Source organism: Aeromonas sp. A04, from assembly GCF_047780465.1.
Lineage (GTDB): Bacteria > Pseudomonadota > Gammaproteobacteria > Enterobacterales > Aeromonadaceae > Aeromonas > Aeromonas bestiarum.
Window position 1 is genome coordinate 771,890 of sequence record NZ_JBLNHP010000001.1, and the last position, 22,666, is coordinate 794,555.

17 protein-coding genes are annotated in these 22,666 nt (G+C 62.1%); 11 read left to right on the forward strand and 6 right to left on the reverse strand.

Features of this window, described 5'->3' with window-relative positions; genetic code table 11:
- The first annotated feature begins 14 nt into the window (after nt 1-14).
- From ACM3N8_RS03405 to hdfR, 10 genes are all read left to right on the forward strand, one after another.
- Complete coding sequence (locus tag ACM3N8_RS03405; RefSeq protein WP_042034515.1) at nt 15-242, forward strand: YejL family protein; 228 nt, start codon at nt 15-17, stop codon at nt 240-242.
- Nucleotides 243-285: 43 nt separating this feature from the next.
- Nucleotides 286-2,136, forward strand: a complete 1,851-nt coding sequence (locus tag ACM3N8_RS03410) for a DUF3413 domain-containing protein (protein ID WP_103471844.1) — start codon at nt 286-288, stop codon at nt 2,134-2,136.
- A 307-nt stretch (nt 2,137-2,443) separates the two neighbouring features.
- Nucleotides 2,444-4,606 carry a TonB-dependent hemoglobin/transferrin/lactoferrin family receptor gene (locus ACM3N8_RS03415; RefSeq protein ID WP_416015459.1) on the forward strand — a complete coding sequence of 721 codons (2,163 nt, stop codon included), beginning with the start codon at nt 2,444-2,446 and terminating at the stop codon, nt 4,604-4,606.
- The gene (locus tag ACM3N8_RS03420) at nt 4,606-6,669 is read left to right on the forward strand and encodes a prolyl oligopeptidase family serine peptidase (RefSeq protein WP_416015460.1); all 2,064 of its coding nucleotides are present in this window, start codon (nt 4,606-4,608) and stop codon (nt 6,667-6,669) included. Before ACM3N8_RS03415 ends, ACM3N8_RS03420 begins: the two co-directional genes overlap by 1 nt.
- Before the next feature lie 32 nt (nt 6,670-6,701).
- The gene (locus ACM3N8_RS03425; RefSeq protein WP_416015461.1) at nt 6,702-9,113 is read left to right on the forward strand and encodes a proprotein convertase P-domain-containing protein; all 2,412 of its coding nucleotides are present in this window, start codon (nt 6,702-6,704) and stop codon (nt 9,111-9,113) included.
- A gap of 56 nt (nt 9,114-9,169) precedes the next feature.
- Nucleotides 9,170-10,540: a DUF1566 domain-containing protein gene (locus ACM3N8_RS03430; RefSeq protein ID WP_416015462.1), complete on the forward strand. Its 1,371-nt coding sequence runs from the start codon at nt 9,170-9,172 to the stop codon at nt 10,538-10,540.
- Entirely contained in the window at nt 10,537-11,094 is a 558-nt protein-coding gene (locus ACM3N8_RS03435) for a DUF1566 domain-containing protein (RefSeq protein ID WP_098984422.1), read from the forward strand. The genes ACM3N8_RS03430 and ACM3N8_RS03435 overlap by 4 nt, the downstream gene beginning before the upstream one ends.
- A gap of 219 nt (nt 11,095-11,313) precedes the next feature.
- Nucleotides 11,314-11,796 (forward strand): serine protease inhibitor ecotin, encoded by a 483-nt coding sequence (eco, locus tag ACM3N8_RS03440; protein WP_043557129.1) that lies wholly within the window; start codon nt 11,314-11,316, stop codon nt 11,794-11,796.
- Nucleotides 11,797-12,098: 302 nt separating this feature from the next.
- Nucleotides 12,099-12,461: a DUF413 domain-containing protein gene (locus tag ACM3N8_RS03445; RefSeq protein WP_042865769.1), complete on the forward strand. Its 363-nt coding sequence runs from the start codon at nt 12,099-12,101 to the stop codon at nt 12,459-12,461.
- Nucleotides 12,461-13,336, forward strand: coding sequence for an HTH-type transcriptional regulator HdfR (hdfR, locus tag ACM3N8_RS03450; RefSeq protein ID WP_103471849.1), 876 nt, complete (start codon nt 12,461-12,463; stop codon nt 13,334-13,336). The genes ACM3N8_RS03445 and hdfR overlap by 1 nt, the downstream gene beginning before the upstream one ends.
- Before the next feature lie 73 nt (nt 13,337-13,409).
- On the opposite strand, the gene tyrA is transcribed toward hdfR, so the two are convergent.
- The 6 genes from tyrA to glpT form a co-directional block, all read right to left on the reverse strand.
- On the reverse strand, nt 13,410-14,549 hold the full coding sequence (gene tyrA / locus ACM3N8_RS03455) for a bifunctional chorismate mutase/prephenate dehydrogenase (RefSeq protein ID WP_103471850.1): 1,140 nt from the start codon (nt 14,547-14,549) through the stop codon (nt 13,410-13,412).
- A gap of 118 nt (nt 14,550-14,667) precedes the next feature.
- Nucleotides 14,668-15,741, reverse strand: a complete 1,074-nt coding sequence (locus ACM3N8_RS03460) for a 3-deoxy-7-phosphoheptulonate synthase (RefSeq protein WP_290016957.1) — start codon at nt 15,739-15,741, stop codon at nt 14,668-14,670.
- 351 nt (nt 15,742-16,092) lie between these two features.
- Complete coding sequence (gene glpQ, locus ACM3N8_RS03465) at nt 16,093-17,175, reverse strand: glycerophosphodiester phosphodiesterase (protein WP_098984427.1); 1,083 nt, start codon at nt 17,173-17,175, stop codon at nt 16,093-16,095.
- A 102-nt stretch (nt 17,176-17,277) separates the two neighbouring features.
- The gene (glpD, locus tag ACM3N8_RS03470; protein ID WP_043135253.1) at nt 17,278-18,765 is read right to left on the reverse strand and encodes a glycerol-3-phosphate dehydrogenase; all 1,488 of its coding nucleotides are present in this window, start codon (nt 18,763-18,765) and stop codon (nt 17,278-17,280) included.
- Nucleotides 18,766-19,085: 320 nt separating this feature from the next.
- Nucleotides 19,086-19,844: a DeoR/GlpR family transcriptional regulator gene (locus ACM3N8_RS03475; RefSeq protein WP_005310067.1), complete on the reverse strand. Its 759-nt coding sequence runs from the start codon at nt 19,842-19,844 to the stop codon at nt 19,086-19,088.
- Nucleotides 19,845-19,945: 101 nt separating this feature from the next.
- Nucleotides 19,946-21,304 (reverse strand): glycerol-3-phosphate transporter, encoded by a 1,359-nt coding sequence (gene glpT, locus ACM3N8_RS03480; RefSeq protein WP_098984429.1) that lies wholly within the window; start codon nt 21,302-21,304, stop codon nt 19,946-19,948.
- A gap of 488 nt (nt 21,305-21,792) precedes the next feature.
- Between glpT and ACM3N8_RS03485 the strand changes: the two genes are divergently transcribed.
- Nucleotides 21,793-22,641 carry an MIP/aquaporin family protein gene (locus ACM3N8_RS03485; RefSeq protein ID WP_290064310.1) on the forward strand — a complete coding sequence of 283 codons (849 nt, stop codon included), beginning with the start codon at nt 21,793-21,795 and terminating at the stop codon, nt 22,639-22,641.
- The last annotated feature ends 25 nt before the right edge of the window (nt 22,642-22,666 follow it).

A 22,666-nucleotide genomic window follows, 5' to 3' on the forward strand; every position in this document is an offset into this window, starting at 1 on the left:
ATGAACCCAAGATTATGCCCATCGTATCAAAGTACACAAACCAGCAATTTGATGACCTGATGAATGACCTGATCACAGTACTGGAGAAGCACAAAGCGCCAGTCGACCTCAGCCTGATGGTGCTGGGTAACGTGACAACCAATATCATTAACGGCATGGCCCCGGCACAACGCCAGGCGATCACTGAAAAATTTGTCCAGGCACTGACTTCCTCGGTCGACAATCGCCACGACGCACACTGAATCGCCGCTTTTTTTTGACGTTTCTCAAAGCAGATGGATCACTATGGTCGAAACCGGCAACCCCTATCGTGATAATGTCTCTCGCCTGATCACCTGGGGGCATTGGTTCTCCTTCTTCAACATCATACTGGCCATGCTGATTGCCACCCGCTATCTGGGGGCGATCAGCTGGCCGTCGACCACGCTCGGCGTGACCTATCTCATCATCAGCTGGATAGGTCACTTCTCGTTTCTGAGCTTTGTCACCTACCTGTTGACGGTATTTCCGCTGAGCTTCGTGCTGCCCAAAGAGAAGGCGCTGCGCTTCATTTCGGCCATCATAGCCACCCTGGCGCTGGTGCTGCTGCTCATCGACACCCAGGTGTTCCAGCTGTTCAAGTTCCACCTGAACGGTCAGGTGTGGCAGTTGCTGCTGGATCAGGCACAAACCGAGGAGGGCTCGATCTGGAGCATCATCTTCGTGGCTGTGCCGACCATCTTCCTGCTGCAACTGCTGCTGTCGGCCTATGTGTGGCGCAAGATCAACAAGCGCAAACGCCGCCAGTATGGCAATCAGGTGGGGCTGGCCCTGCTGGTCTGCTTCATTCTGACCCACGTGGTCAACAGCTGGGCCGATGCCACCCTGTATCAGCCCATCACAATGCAGCGCGCCAACTTCCCGCTCTCCTACCCCATGACTGCCAAGAGCTTCCTGGCCAAACACGGCTGGCTGGATCTGGATCAGTACGAGAAGAAGGCCGAATCCCAGGACGGTGACAGCGCGAGCCGCTTGCGCTACCCGCTGCGGCCGCTCAGCGTCAATGCCCCCGTCGAGCACAAGAATCTGCTGATCGTGGTGGTGGACTCGCTGCGGGCCGACATGCTCAACAACATCAACATGCCCAATCTGCAGCGCTATGCGGATCAGCACCTCAACTTCCGTAACCACATGAGTGGCGGCAACGATGATGTGATGGGGATGTTCAGCCTCTTCTATGGCCTGCCCGGCCACTATTACGACGACATTCGCAACGACAAGACGCCGCCTGTGCTGTTCGACGAGATGCTGCGCCAGGACTATCAGTTCGGCCTGTTCGGCGCGCTGGAAGATGCCCAGAAGTATCGCCAGAGCATACTCTCTGGCCTGCGCAAGCAGGTGTTCGTCTCAGAGCAGACCGATGACAACCAGCTGATCGGCGACTGGCAGCAATGGCTCGCCAAGCGTTCACCGGACAGGCCCTGGTTCTCGTTGGTCTATCTGTCAAGCCCGGGTGATTACCAGCTGCCGGCCAACATCAAGGGGCCCTTCCAGCCCGAGCTGACCAAGTTCAATCCGGCCACCGCCTATCAGGCCGAGAACCTGCAAAAGCTGGAGAATCGCTACAAGAACACCGTCTTCTATACCGATCAGTTGCTGGAACAGATGCTGACCCAGTTGCAACAGCAGGGGCTCAATGAGCAGACCATAGTCGTGGTGACCTCCAACCACGGTCAGGAGTTCAACGAAACCCAGAACAACAGCTGGGGCTATGGCACCAACTACTCGCCCTATCAGGTGCAGGTGCCCTTCGTGCTGGCCTGGCCGGGCAATGACAGCCTGCCGCAGAGTCAGGTGAGCAGTCACCTGGATCTGGTGCCGACCCTGATGCAAAGCATGCTGGGGGTACGCAATCCGGCGCGGGACTACAGCATAGGCCGCAACCTGTTCGACACCAGCCCGCGCAACTGGCTGCTGGCGGGAGATCAGCGCGACTTTGCCATCTATCAGGGCAACACCATCACCCACTTCAACAAGCAGGGTGACTTCGAGTTGCTGGAGCGCAACAGCTACCGACCCATCAAGCACGGCACCCCCGACATGGGCGTCATGATCCAGGTGATGAACGAGCTGAACCGCTTCTATCGCGCCCCCTGAGGCCAAGCCCGCTCGCACTGAACAGCCCGCTCTCGCAGCGGGCTTTTTATTGCGTCTCCGTCAACACAACCTGAAGAGAGCACCTCGGCACTCATAGCCAATCGGTGCCTTTCGTCCCCAGTGACACGCCAGATCGCCTCCCAGACAAACGCAAACGTTCGCCCCTCCCTTGCTGAGCTTGCTATCAAAAACACCAGTCTGATCAGGATCATAAAAACAAAATGATAATGATTATCAATCGTTGATCTGGCTGGACCTCTCTGCAATAATCCGCGGCCTTCAGGCTCAAATAATAATTATTCTCAACATGAAAACACTACTTCACTACTGGCCCATGCTGCTGTCCGGTACAGCGCTGGCCGCCGGCGATCCCGCAGGAATAGACACCTCCGGCACCACCCCGCCCAAGGCGCGCGAGACCATAGTGGTCAAGGGACAGCGGGTCGAACAGAAACTGTCCGATATCTCGGGCTCCATCACAGTCATCACCGAAGAGGACTTGGAGCGCCAGATCGCCACCGAGCTCACAGACGTGTTCAAGAACGAACCCGGCGTCTCTGTGACCGGCTCGGCGGGCCGGCCGCAGAACATCAGCATCCGCGGCATCGGCGGCAACCGGGTGCTGATCATCAAGGACGGAGTCAGAGTCAGCGACGGCTTCGGCGCCGACGATCTCAACGACAAGGTGGGCCGTTTCAACTTCGATCTGGATGACGTCAAGCAGATAGAGGTGGCCAAGGGGGCTGGCTCCGCCCTGCACGGCTCGGACGCCATCGGCGGCACAGTGGTCATCACCACCAAGCAGCCGGAAGATTACCTGCAGGGGCAGGATGCCTACCTCAGCAGCAAGGTGCTGCACGACGGCAGCAGCTACAAGCAGAAACTGAGCGCCACCGGCGCCGCCCGCTGGGGCGAGAGCGCCCACCTGCTGCGCCTCTCCGGCTGGCAGGGGCACGAGACCGCCAACTACGACCAGAGTCGCATCCCGGCGGATCTCGACGGCCTCAGTGCCTCCACCAGCTCTCGTTTCACCCTGAATGAGCACCATCTGCTGCGCCTCGAGCTCGACTACTTCGAAGACAACGCCAAGCGGGATCAGGGCCCACGCGAAATACCCCAACCCGACGGCAAGTGGCAGGTGCGCCAGTACCGGGAAAACGGCGCCCAGCAGACCCAGGGCGGCAAGCTGAGCTGGGAGGCCCGCAGTCTGGATCATCTGCTGGCGGATCAGTTCACCTGGAGCCTGCACGGCAACCAGGCCAAGAACACGGCCAACAAGCGCAGCCTGCTGCAAAATGACGAGCTGAGCGGCTACCCGCGCTATCGCAGCGAGCGGGAGCTGGCCACCTTCACCGAGGATCTGGTCGGCAGCGAGCTGGATATCCGCCGTGACCTGACCACAGGCGCCGTCGCACACCAGCTGAGTTATGGCGTCGAGCTGGAGCGTACCCGCCACGAGCGACCGGTCGACAAGCTGACTCTGGAGGCAGGCATCCCCCAGCCCCGCCAGTCCGCCCCCTTCAGCAGCGCCCGCACCGATCGGGCCGGCATCTGGCTGGGGGACGTGGCGACCCTGGGCAAGTGGCAGTTCACCCCCACGCTGCGCATGGATCACCAGTGGCTGAGCCCGCAGGATGGCCGGGGCGAGAGCAACCACAGCTGGCACCTCTCCCCGAGTCTGGCCACCAGCTACCACTTCAACGAGCAGTGGCGCAGCTGGCTCAGCTACGCCAACGGCTTCCGTGCCCCCTCCTACGACAAGGTGTACGGCAACATTCCCCACTACTTTGCCCTGCCGCCGTTCGAGATCATCGCCAACCCGGCTCTCAAGGAGGAGACCAGCCACAGCTTCGAGTGGGGTATGAGCGGCGAAGGGGATGAGTGGAGCATCAAGCCGGCGCTCTTCTACAACCGCTACTACAACTTCGTCGACTGGCGCGAGGTGGGCTTTCGCCTGAGCGACGGCGTCATGCTGCGCCAATACCGCAACGTGGCCAAGTCCGAGACCTGGGGCGCCGAGATCGCCGCCAGCTACTGGCTGACCCAGCAGTGGGAACTGGCCACCAAGCTTGGCTGGGTCGACGGCAAGGACAGCCAGGGCGAATCGCCGCGCGCCCTCACCCCGCTCGAGGGCAACACCCGCCTCAGCTATCAGGCCAACGACTGGAGCCTGGGACTGCAGGCCGACTACGCCACCGCCATGAGCCGGGTGCCCACCTGCGGCAACAGCCTGACCCAGCAGCAGGGTGAGTGCATGAAGACCGCCGGCTGGCTCAGCTTCGCCCTGACCGCCGACTGGCAGATCACAGACGCCCTCAAGGCCAACCTCAAGCTCGATAACCTGCTCGATACCCGCTACACCCGCTATCAGGATGTGGCCGGGCTGGAAGCGGGCACGGATGCGGGCCTCTACACCCAGACGGGCCGCTCCCTGAGCGCCAGCCTGCGCTACACCTTCGTGGGGATCTGATGCACGCGCTCTTGATAATGACGGCTCTGCTGGCCAATCCGGCGGCGGCCTCCCCCACCGAGGCCGCGGGCATGACGGTCACCACCGCGGCGCCACAAAGCGCACCCGCCATTGCCAAGCGGCCCCTGCTGATGAAGGGCGACACGGCGCGGCGCGATCCCTATGGCGGCTGGCGTGACGACAGTCGCCAGGATCCCGCCCTGCTGGCCATGCTGGGCGAACAGAACCGCTGGACCGAGCAACAGCTCGCCGGCCAGCGGCCGCTGGAGCAGACGCTGCAGGCCGAGTGGCAGGCGCAGCCGCGCGGCGAGCCCATGCCGGACGAATGGATAAGCGAGGCGGGCAGCCAGTGGCGGATGGAGGCCGACGGCAGCCTGTGGCAGCGGACCAGCGACCAGGATCCACCCCGCCAGCGGTTGGCTTCGCGCCAACCTGCCAGCGGCTATTACGAGCTGGCCAGCTGGGCCCTGCACCCGAACGGGCGCTGGCTGGCGCTGGCCGAAGATCTGCGCGGCGATCGGGATTATCGCATCAGCCTGCTGGATCTGGCCGATGGCAAGACTCTCGCTACTCTGGCGCACCGAGCAGCCGATCTGCTCTGGAGCCTGGATGGCAAGACCCTCTACACCCTGGCCAACGAGCGCCGCACCCTGCGCCCCTGGCAGCTGTGGGCCTGGCAGGATGGCAAGGAGCGGCTAGTACACCAGGAGGCCGATCCCGCCTGGCTGCTCAGCCTCTATCGCACCACGGACAAACGCCACCTGCTGCTGCAGAGCAACAACCACGACAGCTCGGAGCAGTACCTGCTGGACGAGGGGACACCCTCTCTGCTCAAGGCCCGTCAGGCCGGGCTCGAGTACTACCTGGATACCCAGGGGGAGCGGGTGCTGCTCAAGAGCAACCGGGACGGTGCCCTGGGTCTCTATCAAGCGGCCAGCCTGGCCCAGGTGGCCGAGGGCCGCTGGCAACCGCTCTGGTCCGGCGAGGACAAGAGTCTCGAGAAGTGGCGCCTGTTTGCCGACCATACGGTCCTGCAGTATCGCCACCACGGGGATGACTGGCTCGACGTGCTGGACGGTGGCGGCAAGCTCAGCCACAGCCTGCTCCTGACCGAGGGGGCCGGCACGGCCTGGATCCAGGGTGCCCACGACCCCGCCAGCGAGCAGATCCTGATCCGCCGCCAGGGCATGGCCGAGCCGCCGCACCAGCGCTGGCTCAATCTGGCGAGCGGCCAGTGGCAAGCCGATGCGCAGGCACCGCGCCCCTCCCCCTACCGGAGCGAACGCCGCTGGGTGGTGGGCAAGGACGGCGTCAAGGTGCCGGTCTCCCTGGTGTGGCGCACCGACATCATCAAGCCCAAGGCGCTGCTGCTCTACGGCTACGGCGCCTATGGCACCCCCATGCGCCCCTACTACCAGCCGCAGGTGCTGAGCCTGCTGGATCGCGGCTTTGTCTACGCCATCGCTCATGTACGCGGCGGCGGCATGCTGGGGGACGACTGGTATCTGGCGGGGCGCGGCCGGCACAAGCAGCACAGCGTGGACGACTTCCTGGCCGTGGCCGAGGCGCTGGCCCGGGATCCGTCCATCGATCCCGCCCGGCTGTTCGCCATGGGTGGCAGTGCCGGCGGCCTGCTGGTGGCGGCGGCCCTCAACCAGGCGCCGACCCGCTTCGCCGGGGCCGTGCTGCAGGTGCCCTTCGTCGATCTGCTCGGCACCATGAGCGATCCCGAACTGCCGCTCACCCGTCAGGAGTACGCCGAGTGGGGCAACCCGGCCATCCCCGCCGACTATGCCGCCATGCGCCGCCTGAGCCCTTACGACAACCTGCACGCGGCCCCCTATCCCCCCGTCTATGTGACGGCCGGGCTGCACGACAGCCAGGTGCCCTACTGGGAGCCGCTCAAGTGGGTCGCCCGGTTGCGGGAGCACAGCACAGGCACGGGCCCCTATCTGCTGAGCACGGCCCTCGACAGCGGCCACCAGGCCAGCGCCGGCAAGGCGCGCCAGCAGGCGGCCCGCGAGTATGCCTTCCTGCTCACCCTGGCGGGTGTCAGCCAGTGATCCCTTTTCTCATTTTTGTGTTGGAGTAAACCATGAAACCCTCTTCCCTGGCCCTCTGGCTGGCGACCTTGCTCTCCCAGCCTCTGCTGGCGGCCGAGCTGCAGTTTGTCGATGAACAACCGCTGACTACGACGCCGCAGCAGTGGCTCGAACAGCGTCTCGGCGTGACACTCGCCCCCGACTACGACAGAGCCAGCCTGCTCGGCCATCACTACAGCTTCCGCCAGCTGGTCAACGGCCTGCCGGTAGCCACCATCCAGGCCGCCGTCAGCGTCGACAAGGCCGGCAAGCCCTGGCGCCTCTATCACAACAGCCGCCCCCTGCAGAGCAGTGAGCCCGGCTGCGATGCCGCCGGCAACCTGGATCCCCTGCTCAGCCAGTTGCGCGATGCGGGCAACGAGATCGACACGCTGGGCGCGGTCGAAGCCTGGTACTGGCGCGACGGCGACACCCTGGTGCCCGCCCTGCGCCAGCGGGTGCGCGAGCACCAGGCGGGCAACGCCAAGGCCAGCTATGTGCAGCTGTTCGCCAGTTGCGACGGCAGCCGGGAGCTGGGCCGCTGGATGGATGCGGCCAGCACCCAGGCCAGCCGCACCGCCGACGCCGGCGACACCCAGGTGGAAGCACGAGTATTCGACCCGGATCCCCGCACCCAGTTGCAAGACGCCAGCCTGGTCTGGCACGACGAGCTGGTACTGGCGGACGCCGCCTATCAGGACAAGGTGGTGCTGCCGGTCACCCTGGCGGGCGGCCACTATCTGCTGAGCGGCCCCCACGCCCGGGTGGTGGATGCCATGGAGCCCGATACGGCCCCCTTCAGCGGCGACACCCCGCAGGCGTTCCGGCTGACCCGGGACGATCGGGGCTTCGCCGACATCAACGCCTATTACCATCTGGACTTGGCCCAGCGCCACATCAAGAAGCTGGGCTTTAGCGGGCTCATCCCGGGGGCCCTCGACATAGACACAGAGGCCGGCTATCAGGACAACTCCCTCTATGATCCGTTCGAGCGCAGGCTGGAGCTGGGCCGCAGCGGCGTACCCGATGCCGAGGATCCCATGGTGATCTGGCACGAGTTCGGCCACGCGGTGCAACACCACATAGTGCCTGATCTCGGGGACGAGGCGGACTGGGGCGCCATCGGCGAGGGTTTCAGCGACTACCTGGCCGCCAGCCACCGCCAGCGCAGCGAGGCGGGTCGCCAGTTCGAACCGGCCATGGTGTTCAACTGGGATGCCCGTTTCACCGACCGCACCCCGCGTCAGCTGGACGATCTGCGGGCCCGCTACCACCCGGACTACAGCTATCCGGCCCACCGCACCATCAACGGCAGCAACGGCGATCAGTTATGGGGCACACCGCTGTTCCAGGCCCTGCTGGCGTCGGTGACCGAGCATGGCGAAGGGGCCCGGGACGAGTTTGACCGCGTCATCATCGAATCCCACTTCGGGCTGGGCCCGGCCATTCGCATGCCGCAACTGGCCCGCATCACCGTGGACACGGCGGCGCGGCTCTACCCGGCCCGTCACTACGCCAGCCATCTGGAGCAGGCCTTCCGCCAGCACGGCCTCTTGCTGGCGCCGGTCAATATCGCCCTGGCCGAGGGCAGCGCCATCGAGCTGGGGCAGCGCCAATCCGTGCAGCTGACCCTCACCAACCAGGGTCCGGCACCTGTGACCCTCAATGAGCTGGCCCTGACCCTGCCCGCCGGGCTGCAGGCCGATCCCTATCAGTGGCAAGCCACCACACTGGCGGCGGGTGCCAGCACCACCACCACGCTGCGGCTGCTGGCCCAGAGCCCGCTGGCCTGCGGCGATGAGGTGAGCCTGCCGGTGAGCCTCGCCATGACGGGGACCAGCCCGACCGAGCGCCAGTGGCAGCAACCACTGAGCCTGCCCATAGGCACGCCCATCATCAGCCGCGCCACTGGTCAGCCGCTGCTCCTCAACGATGCCCAGAGCGAGGAGGTTCGCGGCTTGAGCCAAGCCAGCCTGTTGCTGGAGCAGAGCAGTGCCAAGGTGAGTGAGCAGCTGCAACTGAGCCTGGATCTGCAACACGATGCCCTGGATGAGCTGGAGGTCTGGCTCAACTCCCCCTCCGGCACCCGCATCCAGATCTGGGACAAGGGCTACAGCCCCTTGCCACGGCTGAAGGGGCTCTTCCCCACCGAGCTGCAGTCCCTGCAACCCTTCACCCCCTTGCTGGGAGAGCCGCTGGCCGGCAGATGGACGCTGGAAGTGGTGGACAGCAAACCCGGGCACCAGGGCCGCATCAATGGCTGGAGCATCAGCCAGCGCATCGGCGCCCAGTGTGGTGAACCGGTCGCCCCGCCGGATGACGGCATCATCCATTTCAACGTTTCCGACAGCAGCGGCGGTGGCGCCGCCAACCTGCTCTGGCTGCTGCCGCTGGCAGTCTGGCGCCGCCTTCGCCAGCGCGGCTGAGTAATCCACCCATATATAAGAAGAAGGGGTCCAGAGCCCCTTCCCAAGGACAAGAGATGAACCCAACCTATTCCCGTCTGGCCTGCCTGCTGGCCCCCCTGCTCACCGCCTGCGGTGGCGGTGGCTCGGATGAGGCGCCGCTGGCGGCGCCAGCCTATACCCTGAACGTCAATCTGCCCGAAAGTGGCACCCTGTGCGTCAATCTCAACCAGAACACCAGTTGTGACGAGGGGGAGCCCGGCGTCAGCGGCGTGGCCGGTGCCCGTCAGCTGAGCGGCACCTCCCCCGCCCTGCTGACCAGTCCGCTGCTGTTCCTGCCAACCAATCCGGCGGCGCCGACGCTGCTGCATCCGGCCGCCCGACTGGATGGCCAGACCCTGACCCCCAGCCTGCTCAGCACCCTGCTGCAAAGCCGCATCGCCGAGGGACATCCCCCCAAACAGGCACTCGACCAGATGCTGAGCGCGCTGGCGCCGCTGCAACCAGGTCAGGGGCTGGCCGCCCTGTCGCAACTGGCCGACTTCAACCTGGCGCTGGGGCAACTGCTGCAGGCGGTGATCGATGCCGAGCCGGGAATATCGGACCTTTCGCCCGTCCTCGTGCAAGCCGTGGTGTGGCCGGCCCTCGGCAGCCTGCTGCCCGAGCTGGCCAGCCACTTCGCCCAGCACGGCGAGCTAACCAGCAGGCAGGAGAGCGTCTCCCGCCTGCTGCAACAGCAATACTCCCATCCCCTGGTCACTGGCAGCGGCGTCACTACCTACACGGATGGCGTCGACTACCTGCTCACAGAGGAGCCCGCCGACCACCCGGGCCAGGAAGCCAGCCTGAACAAGGCCCCCCTGCGCTATCGCAAGCTGGATGGCAAGGGCCAGCCCCTGCCGGATGACGCCCCCGTCTGGGAGTGTGTGGAGGATCTCACTACCCGCCTCATCTGGGAGAAAAAGCAGGATGATGCGAAGAGCCCCCGCGACCTGCACCGCACCTTCGCCTGGGAGCTTGGCGACTATCACCCCACCCAGGAGGAACGCGACTACGCCTGCCCGCAAGGCGAGGCCATCTGTACCACGGAGCAGTATCGCCAGTGGCTCAACGCCCAGCAGCTGTGCGGCATCACCAGCTGGCGCATGCCCCACTCGCGCGAGCTGATGAGCCTGCAACACTACGGCTCGCTCGCCCGCCAGTATGGCCAGCTGGTCACCCTGGATGTGCGCTACTTCCCCGATGTCGGCACCACGACCAAGGATTTCAGCGGCTACTACTGGAGCCAGACCCTGACCCCATCCCGTCGGCTGGAGAGCGCCCCCCTGAGCGCTATCGCCCATATCTTCCTCGGCGATGACGCCGGCACCGACTACGCCACCACAGTTCAAAACAGCGATGATGCCAACGGTCTGCAACTGCGACTGGTGGCGGAGGTAACCCGATGAACCGATTGATGCTGACCCTGCTGCTGACCCTCGGCAGCCCCCTCGCCCTGGCCACCGCCATCTGCGACGACACCATGCCAAGAACCAGCCCCACCGCCCGCTTCATCGATCGCGGCAACGGCACAGTCACGGACAGGAGCACGGGCCTGACCTGGATGCGCTGCCAGCTCGGCCAGACCTGGCGCGACCAGAGCTGCAGCGGCGAGCCGACCCGGCTTTACTGGCAGCAGGCCCTGCTGACGGCAGAGCGGATCCGCACCGAGCCCAGTCATGCCCTGTACGGCTTTGGCGGTTACCGGGATTGGCGCCTGCCTACCATCAAGGAGCTGACCAGCGTGCTGGAATCCGCCTGCTACAAGCCTGCGCTGAACGAGACCATATTCCCCCGCGCCATGGCCGGGGAAGGGAAAGAGGTCAACGACGGTTACGTCTATCTCTGGTCCTCGACCCCGGTGCCGGCCAGCAAGAGCGTCGCCTATCTGGATATCACCAGTGGCTCCGTTGGCATGCGGGCGCCCGGTGCCTGGGCCAAGCAGCTGCTCCTGGTGCGCTGAGTGCGCAGGGGGAGCCGGGGGTACTGCTGAAAACAGGATCCGCTTCCGGCCACCCCAGCCCCTTGCCGGTGAGGCGTACAAGGAGTGTGCGCCCTGTCAGAAAACAGCCAGAACACGTCATCCTGTGCCGGATCCGGCATGATTTGCACCGCAGATCGCTGGCATGAAACGGGCAGAGCGGTTAGTCTAGCGGCGTTGAACCAACCCCATGAGGTACAGATGAAAACCGTATTGCGTTTTAGCCTGCTGGGCGCCTTGTTGCTGGGCGGCCATGCCTTCGCCGCCGAACCGAAAAAATTTGATATCAGCATGTTCCCGGCCGCCGAAGTAAACCAGGAACGTGTCGTGATCCGCCTGCCGGAAGTCGAGAACGAAGCCGACATGATGGTCGAGCTGCAGGTCGGCAAGAAAATGATGGTCGATTGCAATGTGCCGCGCTTCGCGGGCAATCTGGAGCAGCACAGTGTCAAGGGCTGGGGCTACAACTACCTGATGCTCGGCAAGGTGTCCGATCCCATCAGCACCCTGATGGCCTGCCCGGATGGCCAGAAGAAAGAGACCTTCGTCCAGATCTACGGTCAGGGCTTCTTCGTGAACTACAACTCCAAGCTGCCGTTCGTGCTCTACGTCCCGCAGGAGTATGAAGTGCGCTACCGTCTGTGGCGTGCCGACAACCTGGCCCAGCCAGCCATGATAGAGTAAGTCTCCATCGAGACCAAACCTCCCGCTTTGGTTCATGATTGATGTAAAATAGAGCGCCGAATGGCGCTTTATTTTTGGCCCGAAATCGTCTGCCCCGCGCGCCAAACCTTTACAGAACCTGACATAACTCCGCTTTTTTTCTCGCTTTTTTGCTCCTGCTTCCCCTGAATGCCCACTGGATCATGGCGAAATCACTTTCGATGAAAGAGATTTATCCATATAGTGAAAAAATTGATTTTGCACTCTGCGACGGCCTGATGATACTTGCCCGCAAAGGTCAAACTAACCAGAAAAAGAGCACTATGAGCTTCGAATCCGACAAGCGTTTCAACGACTTCAAACATTTTCCCCGTGGCCTGCGTCGCAGTGGCGAATTCACTGTGGCCGAAGCGGACAGTCTGGAAAAATACGGCACCGCCATGCTGGCGCTCTATCAGGGCAACCTGACGCCGCGCGATGACATAGAAAGCGCCTTTCTCGAACAGATCAAATCCGGCGCCGCCGGCAGCAACCCCCACGCCAAGGTGTGGTTCAAGTATCTGAAGGTAATAGGTCCCAAGCGCGTGCATCGTCTGTGCACAGTCGCGGGTGGCGCCAACGAGGAAACCGGTGGCGGCGGGTTTGAAGGTGGCAGTGGCGGCGGCAGCGACGAGTCCATCGATTAATGGATACCGAACTGCTTCGGACCTTTATCGAGGTCAGCAAGACCCGGCACTTTGGCCGGGCTGCTGAGAATCTCTACCTGACCCAGTCGGCGGTGAGCTTTCGGATCCGCCAGCTCGAGCAGCAACTCGGGGTCAGTCTGTTTGCCCGTCATCGCAACAACATCCGCCTGACCGCCTCCGGTGAGCGTCTGCTGCCCTATGCAGACGCCATTTTGCATACCCTGGGCCGCGCCAGGCAGGATGTGGCCCTCTCCCCCGGTTTCAGCCAGCAGCTCGCCATAGGTGCGCCCGCCGTGTTTTGGGAGCTCGATTTCAACGACTGGCTCAACCATGTCTATGCCCTGGCCCCCGGCCTCGCGGTGCGGCTCGAAACGGCTTCCCGCGAGCACCTGTGCCGCCAGTTGCTGGAGCGCTCCCTCGATCTTGCCCTGCTCTCCGAGCCGACCAAGATCGACGAGATAGCCCTGCACCCCATAGGCGAGCTGGTGTTTGAACTGGTGAGCCGGGATGCCGCCGCCAACGCCGACAGCCTGATGCAGATGCCCCACATTCATCTGGATTGGGGCACCAGCTTCGAGCCGCAGCCCAGCCGCTTGCAGAGCCTGCAAAAGACCCCGGTGCTGCACTCGAGCTCTGCCAACATGGCACTGCAGTTCGTGCTGGCCAACGGTGGCGCCGCCTATCTGCCACGGCGCATGGTGAGCCCCTTCCTGGAGCAGGGACGGCTGCATCTGGTGGAGGGAGGCCAGCCGCTCAGTCGTCCGCTCTACCTCGCCTATCTGGAGAAATCCGATCGCCGGGAGCTGATCGATCAGCTGCTGACCCTGCCGCTCGGTTGGGATGGCGCCGATCTGCGCCTGCCGCAGCTCGAATAACTTCGGGCCGGATAGCACAGACAGAAAAGGGGCCGAACAGGCCCCTTTTTTATGATGCTTGTGTGCGATCTCGTCAGCCGTGCTGGCGGCGGTCGTTGGCCTGGGCCAGCAGCATGCGGCTCTCACGCAGGAACTCGTCGGCATGTTCGCCGAAGAAACCGGACACCTGCGAGAAGGCATCGATGAAGCCGGCCCTGTCCCCCTGCTCCAGCAGCCCCAGCACCTCGCCAAAGTTCTGGTAGTAGCGGCGGATCATCGCCAGATTCTGCGGGGACGACAATATGATGTCGGCATAGAGCTCGGGGTCCTGGGCAAACAGCCGCCCCACCATGGCCAGCTCCAGCCGGTAGATGGGGGAGCTCAGGCTCAGCAGGCGATCCAGATTGGCCTGCTCCCGGGAGAGGTGCCAGCCGTAGGCGAAGGTGGCGAAGTGGCGCAGCGCCTGGATGAGGGTCATGGCCTCGTCGTGAGCCTTGGCTTCCACCTGTTGCAGACGGGCGCCCCAGATGGTCATCTGATCCAGCAGCCACTGACTGGCGGCCGCGTCACGGCCCTGACAGCAGACGATCACCTGCTTGGCGAGGCTCGCCACATCCGGTCCGAACATGGGGTGCAGCCCCAACACCGGGCCTTTGTGCACCGCCAGCATGTGCTCGAGTGGCGCCGCCTTCACGCTGGTGACATCCACCAGCAGGCAATCGGCGGGCAAGTTGCCGAGCCGGTCGATGATCTGGCAGGTGATATCGATGGGCACGGCCACCATCACCAGACCCGCATCGGCCAGGATGGCGTCAGCCCTTGGCCAATCGGCTTGTTCCAGGGTCTCGACCCGGTAGCCGGAGAGGCCGAACATCTGGCCGAACAAGCGCCCTAGCTGGCCCTGGCCGCCTATGATGACCACCTTGCCAAGCTCCGGTTTCATGCACTTGAAGTGGTTCTCTTTTTCGCTGGCCGATTCGAGGATGTAGGATTCGCGCATCACCCGGCGCAGCACGTCTTCGATGAGATCGCCGGGCACCCCCAGCAGCTCGGCCTCGGCTCGGCGGCGGGCCAGCATGCTCGCCTCCCTGTCCGGCGCATAGATGGGCAGGCCATGGCGGCTCTTCACCTCACCCACTTCTCCCACCAGAGCCAGACGGGCGGCCAGCAGATCGATCAGCTGCCTGTCCACCGCATCTATCTTGTCCCTGAGGGCATTCAACTCTTCAGCCATATCCAGTCCCTGCTGGCGCCGCTGGCGGCGGCGCCCTGTGATTCAAGAGGCAACAAGGTATCACTGCATGGGCGGTGATACCTCTATGGTTCAATCAGTTACGACAAGATACCACGGCTTAACGCCCGGTTCTGCCCCTGAGCGGCACCGCTAGCTCGCGATGGCATCGCGCCAGCAGATTGGCGGTGCTATCCCAGTCGATGCAGGCATCCGTGATGGAGACGCCGTAGCGCATCTGCTCCTTGGGCTGCTCGCTGGACTGATTGCCCTCGAACAGGTTGGATTCGAGCATCACCCCTATGATGGAGCGGTTGCCCTCCTGGATCTGGTGGATGACGTTGTCGGCCACCTTGGGCTGCAGGCGGTGATCCTTACTGGAGTTGCCGTGGCTGCAATCCACCACCAGGCCAGGCAGCAGGCCCGCTTTCTCCAACGCCTCTTCCGCCAGCGACACATTGACCGAGTCGTAGTTCGGGTGCTTGCCGCCGCGCAGTATCACGTGGCCATCCGGGTTGCCCTGGGTCTGCAGCAAGGCGACCTGGCCCTGCTGGTTGATCCCCATGAAGGCGTGGGGGCTGGAAGCCGCCTGCAGCGCATTGATGGCGGTACCCAGGTTGCCGTCTGTGCCGTTCTTGAAGCCCACCGGCATGGAGAGGCCGGACGCCATCTCCCTGTGGGTCTGGGATTCTGTGGTGCGTGCACCTATGGCCGACCAGGAGAAGAGCTCCGCCAGGTATTGCGGGCTGATGGGGTCGAGCGCCTCGGTCGCCAGCGGCAATTCCAGCTCCGCCAGCCAGCAGAGCAGCTCGCGGGCACGATGCAGCCCCAGCTCCACATCGAAGGTGCCATCCAGGTTCGGGTCATTGATGAACCCTTTCCAGCCGACCGTGGTGCGCGGCTTCTCAAAGTAGACCCGCATGACAATGTAGAGAGAATCCTGGTAGGCATCATGCAGCGCTTTGAGTCTGGTTGCGTACTCTTTGGCGGCGTCCATGTCGTGGATGGAACAGGGTCCACAGATCACCAGCAGGCGGTGATCGCGACGGTGGATGATGTCGGCTATGGTAGTGCGGGCCCCTTGCACAAATGCCAGCGCCTGGTCGGAGATGGGTAGCTTCTCCTTGAGCTGAGCAGGCGTGATCATCACTTGTTCGGACTGGATATGGATGTTGTTCAGGGGGTCTCTTTGCATTTTCTCATTCTCTCTACAGTATTTAAGCCAATTGCACCGAGTGTATTATTTTATTTACACAAGTCAGCACTTTGTTACGCAACCGCCCTCACCTTACCAAGGAAAAACAAACAATCAAGTGAAACTAGCGAATTAACTGTCTAATAGATGGATAAACGACCAACATGGCGTTCTAAACAGCCAGAAAGTAGCGGATAAAAAGCCCCTAACCCGACAAAATCGTAAACATATTGTTACATCCCAATACTGCCGTCAGCGCTGCTCGACCACAATCCCACCCCAGTGCCTGCCTCCATTTTATAAAAAAAGCGGGGCACCTGGCCCCGCTTGCGTTCCCGTGTTGCTCTTCTTTTATGATTTGCCGTGTGCCTTGATGGCTTCGACCGCCTTGTCCGGGAAGTCGCTGAACACCCCGTCCACATCGGCCTGATAGAGGAAGATGTTGAGCAGATCGCTGAAGTCCTTGGCATAGGCCGGGATCTGCCCCTCATCCTGGCGGAAGGTATAAGGATGCACCTTGAGACCGGCGGCATGGGCCTCTTTCACCATATTGGTAAACACTGGTTTGCCCAGGGTACCCGGCTCAGTGACTATCATCGGCTTCCAGGGGCCTATCCCTTCCGCGTAGCCGGCTATGGTCTTCATGGCGCCCGGCTTGAACATCCAGTCATAGTCGTAAGGGGTTGCCTTGCCCTTGGCATCATAGACCATGGTCTCGTTCCAGTCGGTCTCGGCCATCAGCTGCACCAGTTTCAAGTCCATCCCCATGGCTGGCATCAGCTCGCTGTTGATGCGCTTGAGCTCGTCGGCATCGAAGCACTGCAGATAGACCTTGTCGTTCTTGCTGGTGTAGCCGTACTCCTTCAGCACCTTGAGCACTGCCTTGGAGATGTCCTTGCCCTCGTGGCGGAACAGCCAGGGAGCCTTGATCTCCGGGTAGATACCTATGTTCTTGCCGGTGCTCTTGTTGAGCCCCTGGATCATCTCTATCTCTTCCTGGAAGGTGTGGATCTTGAAGCTGGACTTCCACAACGGGAAGCGGGCCGGATAGACGGGCACCTGCTTGCCATCCACCAGCTGGAACGGCTCCGTCATGCGCAGGGAGCGCACCTCGGCCAGGGTAAAGTCCACCACATAGTAGCGACCGTCCGGACGGGCCCGGCCGGGGAAGCGCTCGGCCACGTCCGTGATGCCGTCGAGGAAGTGATCGTGCATCACCACCAGCTGGTCATCCCTGGTCATCACCAGATCCTGCTCCAGATAGTCGGCCCCCATGCCATAGGCCAGCGCCTTGGATTCCAGGGTGTGCTCGGGCAGATAGCCGGAAGCGCCACGGTGGGCGATCACGATTTTACCTTCATCGGCAGCCAGAACGGGCAATGCGAGGGCGGCCCCCAGGCCAAGGGCGATCAGGGAGAGAGAGAGTTTTTTCATGCGCGGTGCTCTTTGTTATTGTTTATTGGGTGTAGGTTATTGTTATAACAGAGGTTTATTGCATTTTAACGACGGGCGGCCAAGGGGCCGCCCGCCTCTTCATCAGCTGGCCTTGGGCAGGGCGTGCTGGTGTTGCTCCAACCAGGCGTGCAGTTGCTGCTGCTCAGGCTGGGACAGGCGCAGCCCCAGCTTGCTGCGGCGCCACAATATGTCTTCCATCGAATGGGCCCACTCGCGGCTCATCAGATAACGCACTTCCGACTCGTACAGGCCGGCGCCAAAGTGCTGGCCGCGCTCCTCGTGCAACCAGAGGCGGGCATGACTGCCATAGGCCTCGGCGATACGACGGGCGTTGCGCTCATCCAGCCAGTCGAACTCGAGCATGTAGGCACGGGCCAGCTCTGTGGTGGAGCAGTCGAACTCGCCACCGGGCAGACGGCTGCTCGCGGTCCAATCTTCGCCCATCTGGCTGAACCAGGGCTTGAGCTTGTTGCAGGCGGCCTGGGCCAGCTTGCGATAGGTGGTGAGCTTGCCGCCAAACACGGACAGGAGCGGCGCGCCGTCGGATTCGCCGGAGAGCTCCAGGGTGTAGTCGCGGGTCACCGCCTGGGGGGAATCGGATTCGTCATCGCACAGTGGGCGCACGCCGGCATAGGTCCAGATGACCTCTTTGGGTGCTATCTGGCGGGTGAAGTGGGCGTTGACCACCTTGCACAGGTAGCTGATCTCGGCGTCGCTGATCTTCGCTTCCCGCGGGCTGCCGTGATGCTCCACGTCCGTGGTGCCGATGAGGGAGTAGTCCTGCTGATAGGGGATGACGAAGACGATGCGGTTGTCCTCGTTTTGCAGGATATAGGCCTCTTCGCGCTCATGGATGCGCGGCACTATGATGTGGCTGCCCTTGATGAGGCGGATGCCACGGGGAGATTTCTCGTGCAGGCTCTCATCATAGAAGGTCTTGACCCAGGGGCCGGCCGCATTGACCAGACCGCGGCAGGTGACGGTGAACTGCTCGCCCCCTTCCCGCTCCAGGGTCAGGGTCCAGTGTTTGGAGCCGCGCACCGCCTTGACGCAGCGGGTACGGGTCTGCACGTCGGCGCCCTTGTCGCGGGCCATCATGGCATTGAGCACCACCAGGCGAGCGTCATCGACCCAGGCATCCGAGTATTCGAAGCCCTTGTTGATGCCGCTCTTGAGACCGTCTTGCGGCAGGAAGCGCACGCCGCAGCTGCCCTTGAGCTTGTCGCGCTTGGCCAGGTTGTCATACAGGAACAGACCGGCGCGGATCATCCAGGCCGGGCGCAGGTGCGGGCGATGGGGCAGCCGAAAACGCATGGGACGGGCGATGTGGGGGGCCATGCCGAGCAGCACTTCCCGCTCCGCCAGCGCCTCTTTCACCAGCCGGAATTCGTAATGTTCGAGGTAACGCAAGCCACCGTGGATCAGCTTGCTGGAATTGGAAGAGGTGGCAGAGGCGAGATCCTGTGCCTCGAACAGGGCAACCTTCAGACCCCGACCCGCTGCATCAGCCGCAATGCCCACCCCATTGATGCCGCCGCCAACGACGACCAGATCATAATGTTCGCTCATGTTCACCTACTCTTTCTTATTTTGTGTTGCCATGACGGCAATGTTTGATTTCGCTCATATTAGAGCATGAAAAAATGATAAACGAACATTTTATGGAGAAAATGTGATCGCGATTGTTTTGGCAATGCTAAAAATGCTGCCAGTCGGTGATCAGGGCGTCAGCACCGGGCTGCCGGGCCCGAAAACGTGCGCGAGAACGAGCTCATGTCGGGGAACATCTAAGCAGTGGGGCGCGGCAGGTGTGCAGGCAGAGGGGAGAAAGCGAAAAAGAAGCGGCCGCCAGTGCGGCGGCCTGATGCCAGAGAGGGGTTAACGGCGGCTCAGCAGATGTGGCACTCGATCTGGTGCTGGGACATCAGCCGCATCAGCTTCTCGGGTGGCTCCTGATCGGTGAACAGGGCGTGGATCTGGTTGAGGTTGCCCAGATTGACCATGGCATTGCGGCCAAACTTGGTGTGGTCGGCGGCCAGAAACACCTGGCGGGAGTGGGCTATGATGGCCTGGGCAATCTTCACCTCGTGGTAGTCAAAATCGAGCAGAGAGCCGTCATTGTCGATGCCCGAGATGCCGATGACACCGTAGTCCATGCGAAACTGGCCGATGAAGTCGCGGGTCGCCTCCCCCACTATGCCGCCATCCCGGTTGCGGATCTCGCCACCGGCTATGATGACGGTGAAGTCATCCTTGGCGGTGAGAATGCTGGCCACGTTGAGGTTGTTGGTGACCACGCGCAGCTCGCGGTGATCGAGCAGGGCGCGGGCGATGGCTTCTGTGGTGGTGCCTATGTCGATGAAGAGCGATGAACCGTCGGGAATGTTGGCGGCCACTTCGCGGGCGATGCGCTCTTTCTCCTTGAGCTGCATCACTTTACGGGCGCTGTAGGCGGTATTGACGGTACTCGAATGCAGGGAGGCACCGCCATGATGGCGCCGGATCTTGTTCTGTTCGGCGAGATCATTCAGATCGCGGCGAATGGTCTGGGGGCTGACGTCAAAGTGGGTCACCAGATCCTCGGTCGAGACAAAGCCCTGCCGCGTCAGGACGTCCAGGATCTCCAGATGTCGTTGGGTTTGCTTCACGCTTGAACTCCGATGATGAGACGAAAAAAGGCCCCGGCAGATGCGGGGCCTTTGGCAGTTTACCTGATCCCTTTTCGGATCGATAAGGGCAGGATCACGTTTTATGCCTTATCGGCAGCCGCTTTCTTGGCCGCGACGGCAATGTTCTCGTGCTTGAGGGTCATGGCCAGCAAGATGATGGAGAGCACGCAAGACGCGGTCAGCACCATGAAGCCACCATCCCAGCCGAAGTGGTCAACCGTGTAGCCCAGCATGGCGTTGGCCGCCACGGCGCCACCCAGATAACCGAACAGCCCGGTGAAGCCTGCCGCGGTACCGGCCGCCTTCTTGGGTGCCAGCTCCAGCGCATACAGACCGATCAGCATGACGGGACCGTAGATCAGGAAGCCGATGGCCACCAGCGCCATCATGTCGATGGTCGGGTTGCCAGCCGGGTTGAACCAGTAAACCAGCACGGCCAGGGTCACCAGCACCATGAACAGGATACCGGCCGGGGCACGGCGACCCTGGAACATCTTGTCCGAGATCCAGCCGCACAGTAGGGTGCCCGGAATACCGGCCCACTCGTACAGGAAGTAAGCCCAGGAGGAGTTGTCGACGCTGAAGTCCTTGGCCTCTTTCAGGTAGGTCGGAGCCCAGTCCAGCACGCCGTAACGAATGAGGTAAACGAAGGCGTTGGCAATGGCGATGTACCACAGCAGCTTGTTGTGCAGCACGTACTTGACGAAGATCTCCTTGGCGGAAAACTCCTGCTCGTGGCTTTCGTTATAGTCCTTCGGATAGTCGTTCTTGTGCTCTTCGATGGGAGGCAGACCCACGGATTGCGGGGTGTCGCGCATCACGAAGAAGGCGATCACCGCGATGGCCGCCGCCGCCGCCGCCGGCACATAGAAGGCACTGCGCCAGTCGTTGAACCAACCCATCCCCAGGATGAACAGCGGGCCTATCATGCCGCCGCCGACGTTGTGTGCCACGTTCCAGACCGCGACCACTTCGCCACGCTCCTTCTGTGACCACCAGTGCACCATGGTGCGACCGCAGGGCGGCCAGCCCATGCCCTGTGCCCAGCCGTTCAGGAACAACAGCACAAACATGATGCCGATGCTGGAGGTGGCCCAGTGCACTGTCCCCATCATGAACATGATGCCCGCCGACAGCAGCAGGCCGGCGGAGAGGAAGTAGCGCGCATTGGAGCGGTCAGACACGTTCCCCATCAGGAACTTGGACAGACCATAAGCGATGGAGACCCCGGACAGGGCCAGGCCCAGATCGCCGCGGGAGAATCCCTGTTCGATCAGATAAGGCATCGCCAGACTGAAGTTTTTCCGTACCAGGTAGTAACCGGCATAACCGAAGAAGATCCCGAAAAACACCTGCCAACGCATGCGTTTGTAGAAGGGGTCGACCTTGTCGGCCGGGAGCCTGTCTATATGTGGTGCAGGCCTGAAGAGACTAAGCATGTTCTGCTTCCTTATTGTTGTTGTGGGCGGTTGAGGGTGCCCTGTCCATGCTGACCAACCAGAGGAGTCCTGATTCGAAAGCGAGCCTATTGTGCTCATATGTGAACATTTAATCTGTGATGGAGGCTCAAATATTGCAGTTTTATTACAAAAGAAAGTGCCAAGTGAGTAGTCACTCATCAGCCGCAATCCCTTGTATAGCAAGGCTTTCAGCTACCCACTAAGTGGTATAACCACTGTTGCAACTTGCTTTCCGTCACATTTTCTTAGCAATGAGTGGGATCTTGTCCACATTTCCTGCGGGGAGGGCGTGGTGAATGTTCGATTTAGGTTTATTTTCTCTCTCGTCCGAGAACGAGCGCAAACGAGCATAACGTTTGCGCCAGCTCAAAAAACAAGAAAAAACGTTTTCGGACGCAACAATGGGACTGAAAAAACAACAAAACGGAACATCAAACCTACTCTGGGTGGATATAAGGAATAACGGTATGAGCATACAAAGACCCAATACCCTGCTTGGCGAGTGCATTGCCGAGTTTATCGGAACCGGCCTGCTGATATTTTTCGGCGTCGGTTGTGTGGCCGCCCTGGTGCTGGCCGGTGCCAACTTCGGACAATGGGAAATCTCCATTACCTGGGGTCTGGGTGTCGCCATCGCCATCTATGTGACCGGCGGTATTTCAGGTGCCCACCTGAACCCGGCCGTGACCCTGGCGCTGATGACCTTCTGCGGGTTCGACAAGCGTAAAGTGGTGCCCTACATCATCGCTCAGGTCGCAGGCGCCTTCTGCTTCGCCGCCCTTGTCTACTTCCTCTACGGCGGCCTGTTCACCCAGTGGGAAGTGACCCACAACGTGGTGCGCGGCAGCGTCGAGAGCCTCGGCACCGCCGGCATCTTCTCTACCTACCCGAACGCCCTGCTCTCCAACATGCAAGCCTTCGCGGTCGAGCTGGTGATCACCGCCGTCCTGATGCTGGGCATCATGGCGCTGGGTGACAACAACAACGGCGCCCCCAAAGGCTTCGCCGCCGCCCTGCTGATCGGTATCCTGATCGCCGTGATCGGTGCCTCCCTCGGCCCGTTAACCGGTTTTGCCATGAACCCGGCTCGTGATTTCGGCCCCAAACTGTTTGCCTTCCTGGCAGGCTGGGGTGACGTGGCCATGACAGGTGGTCGTGACAACCCCTACTTCTGGGTCCCCATCCTTGGCCCCATCGTCGGTGCCCAGCTTGGTACCGCCCTGTATGTGAAAGTGTTGGCTCCCTGCGTGCCTGGCAACCGTGTTGCCGACACCGAGCAAGCTGCCCAAACCGCCAAAGAAGAGGCCGCCGCATAAGAGCGGCCCTCCCCAACGTGTAAAA

Excerpts from the sequence above, each read along its gene's own strand:
- ACM3N8_RS03405 (WP_042034515.1), top strand. The coding sequence starts at position 15 with ATGCCCATCGTATCAAAGTACACAAACCAGCAATTTGATGACCTGATG.
- ACM3N8_RS03410 (WP_103471844.1), top strand. The coding sequence starts at position 286 with ATGGTCGAAACCGGCAACCCCTATCGTGATAATGTCTCTCGCCTGATC.
- ACM3N8_RS03415 (WP_416015459.1), top strand. The coding sequence starts at position 2,444 with ATGAAAACACTACTTCACTACTGGCCCATGCTGCTGTCCGGTACAGCG.
- ACM3N8_RS03420 (WP_416015460.1), top strand. The coding sequence starts at position 4,606 with ATGCACGCGCTCTTGATAATGACGGCTCTGCTGGCCAATCCGGCGGCG.
- ACM3N8_RS03425 (WP_416015461.1), top strand. The coding sequence starts at position 6,702 with ATGAAACCCTCTTCCCTGGCCCTCTGGCTGGCGACCTTGCTCTCCCAG.
- ACM3N8_RS03430 (WP_416015462.1), top strand. The coding sequence starts at position 9,170 with ATGAACCCAACCTATTCCCGTCTGGCCTGCCTGCTGGCCCCCCTGCTC.
- ACM3N8_RS03435 (WP_098984422.1), top strand. The coding sequence starts at position 10,537 with ATGAACCGATTGATGCTGACCCTGCTGCTGACCCTCGGCAGCCCCCTC.
- eco (WP_043557129.1), top strand. The coding sequence starts at position 11,314 with ATGAAAACCGTATTGCGTTTTAGCCTGCTGGGCGCCTTGTTGCTGGGC.
- ACM3N8_RS03445 (WP_042865769.1), top strand. The coding sequence starts at position 12,099 with ATGAGCTTCGAATCCGACAAGCGTTTCAACGACTTCAAACATTTTCCC.
- hdfR (WP_103471849.1), top strand. The coding sequence starts at position 12,461 with ATGGATACCGAACTGCTTCGGACCTTTATCGAGGTCAGCAAGACCCGG.
- tyrA (WP_103471850.1), bottom strand. The coding sequence starts at position 14,549 with ATGGCTGAAGAGTTGAATGCCCTCAGGGACAAGATAGATGCGGTGGAC.
- ACM3N8_RS03460 (WP_290016957.1), bottom strand. The coding sequence starts at position 15,741 with ATGCAAAGAGACCCCCTGAACAACATCCATATCCAGTCCGAACAAGTG.
- glpQ (WP_098984427.1), bottom strand. The coding sequence starts at position 17,175 with ATGAAAAAACTCTCTCTCTCCCTGATCGCCCTTGGCCTGGGGGCCGCC.
- glpD (WP_043135253.1), bottom strand. The coding sequence starts at position 18,765 with ATGAGCGAACATTATGATCTGGTCGTCGTTGGCGGCGGCATCAATGGG.
- glpT (WP_098984429.1), bottom strand. The coding sequence starts at position 21,304 with ATGCTTAGTCTCTTCAGGCCTGCACCACATATAGACAGGCTCCCGGCC.
- ACM3N8_RS03485 (WP_290064310.1), top strand. The coding sequence starts at position 21,793 with ATGAGCATACAAAGACCCAATACCCTGCTTGGCGAGTGCATTGCCGAG.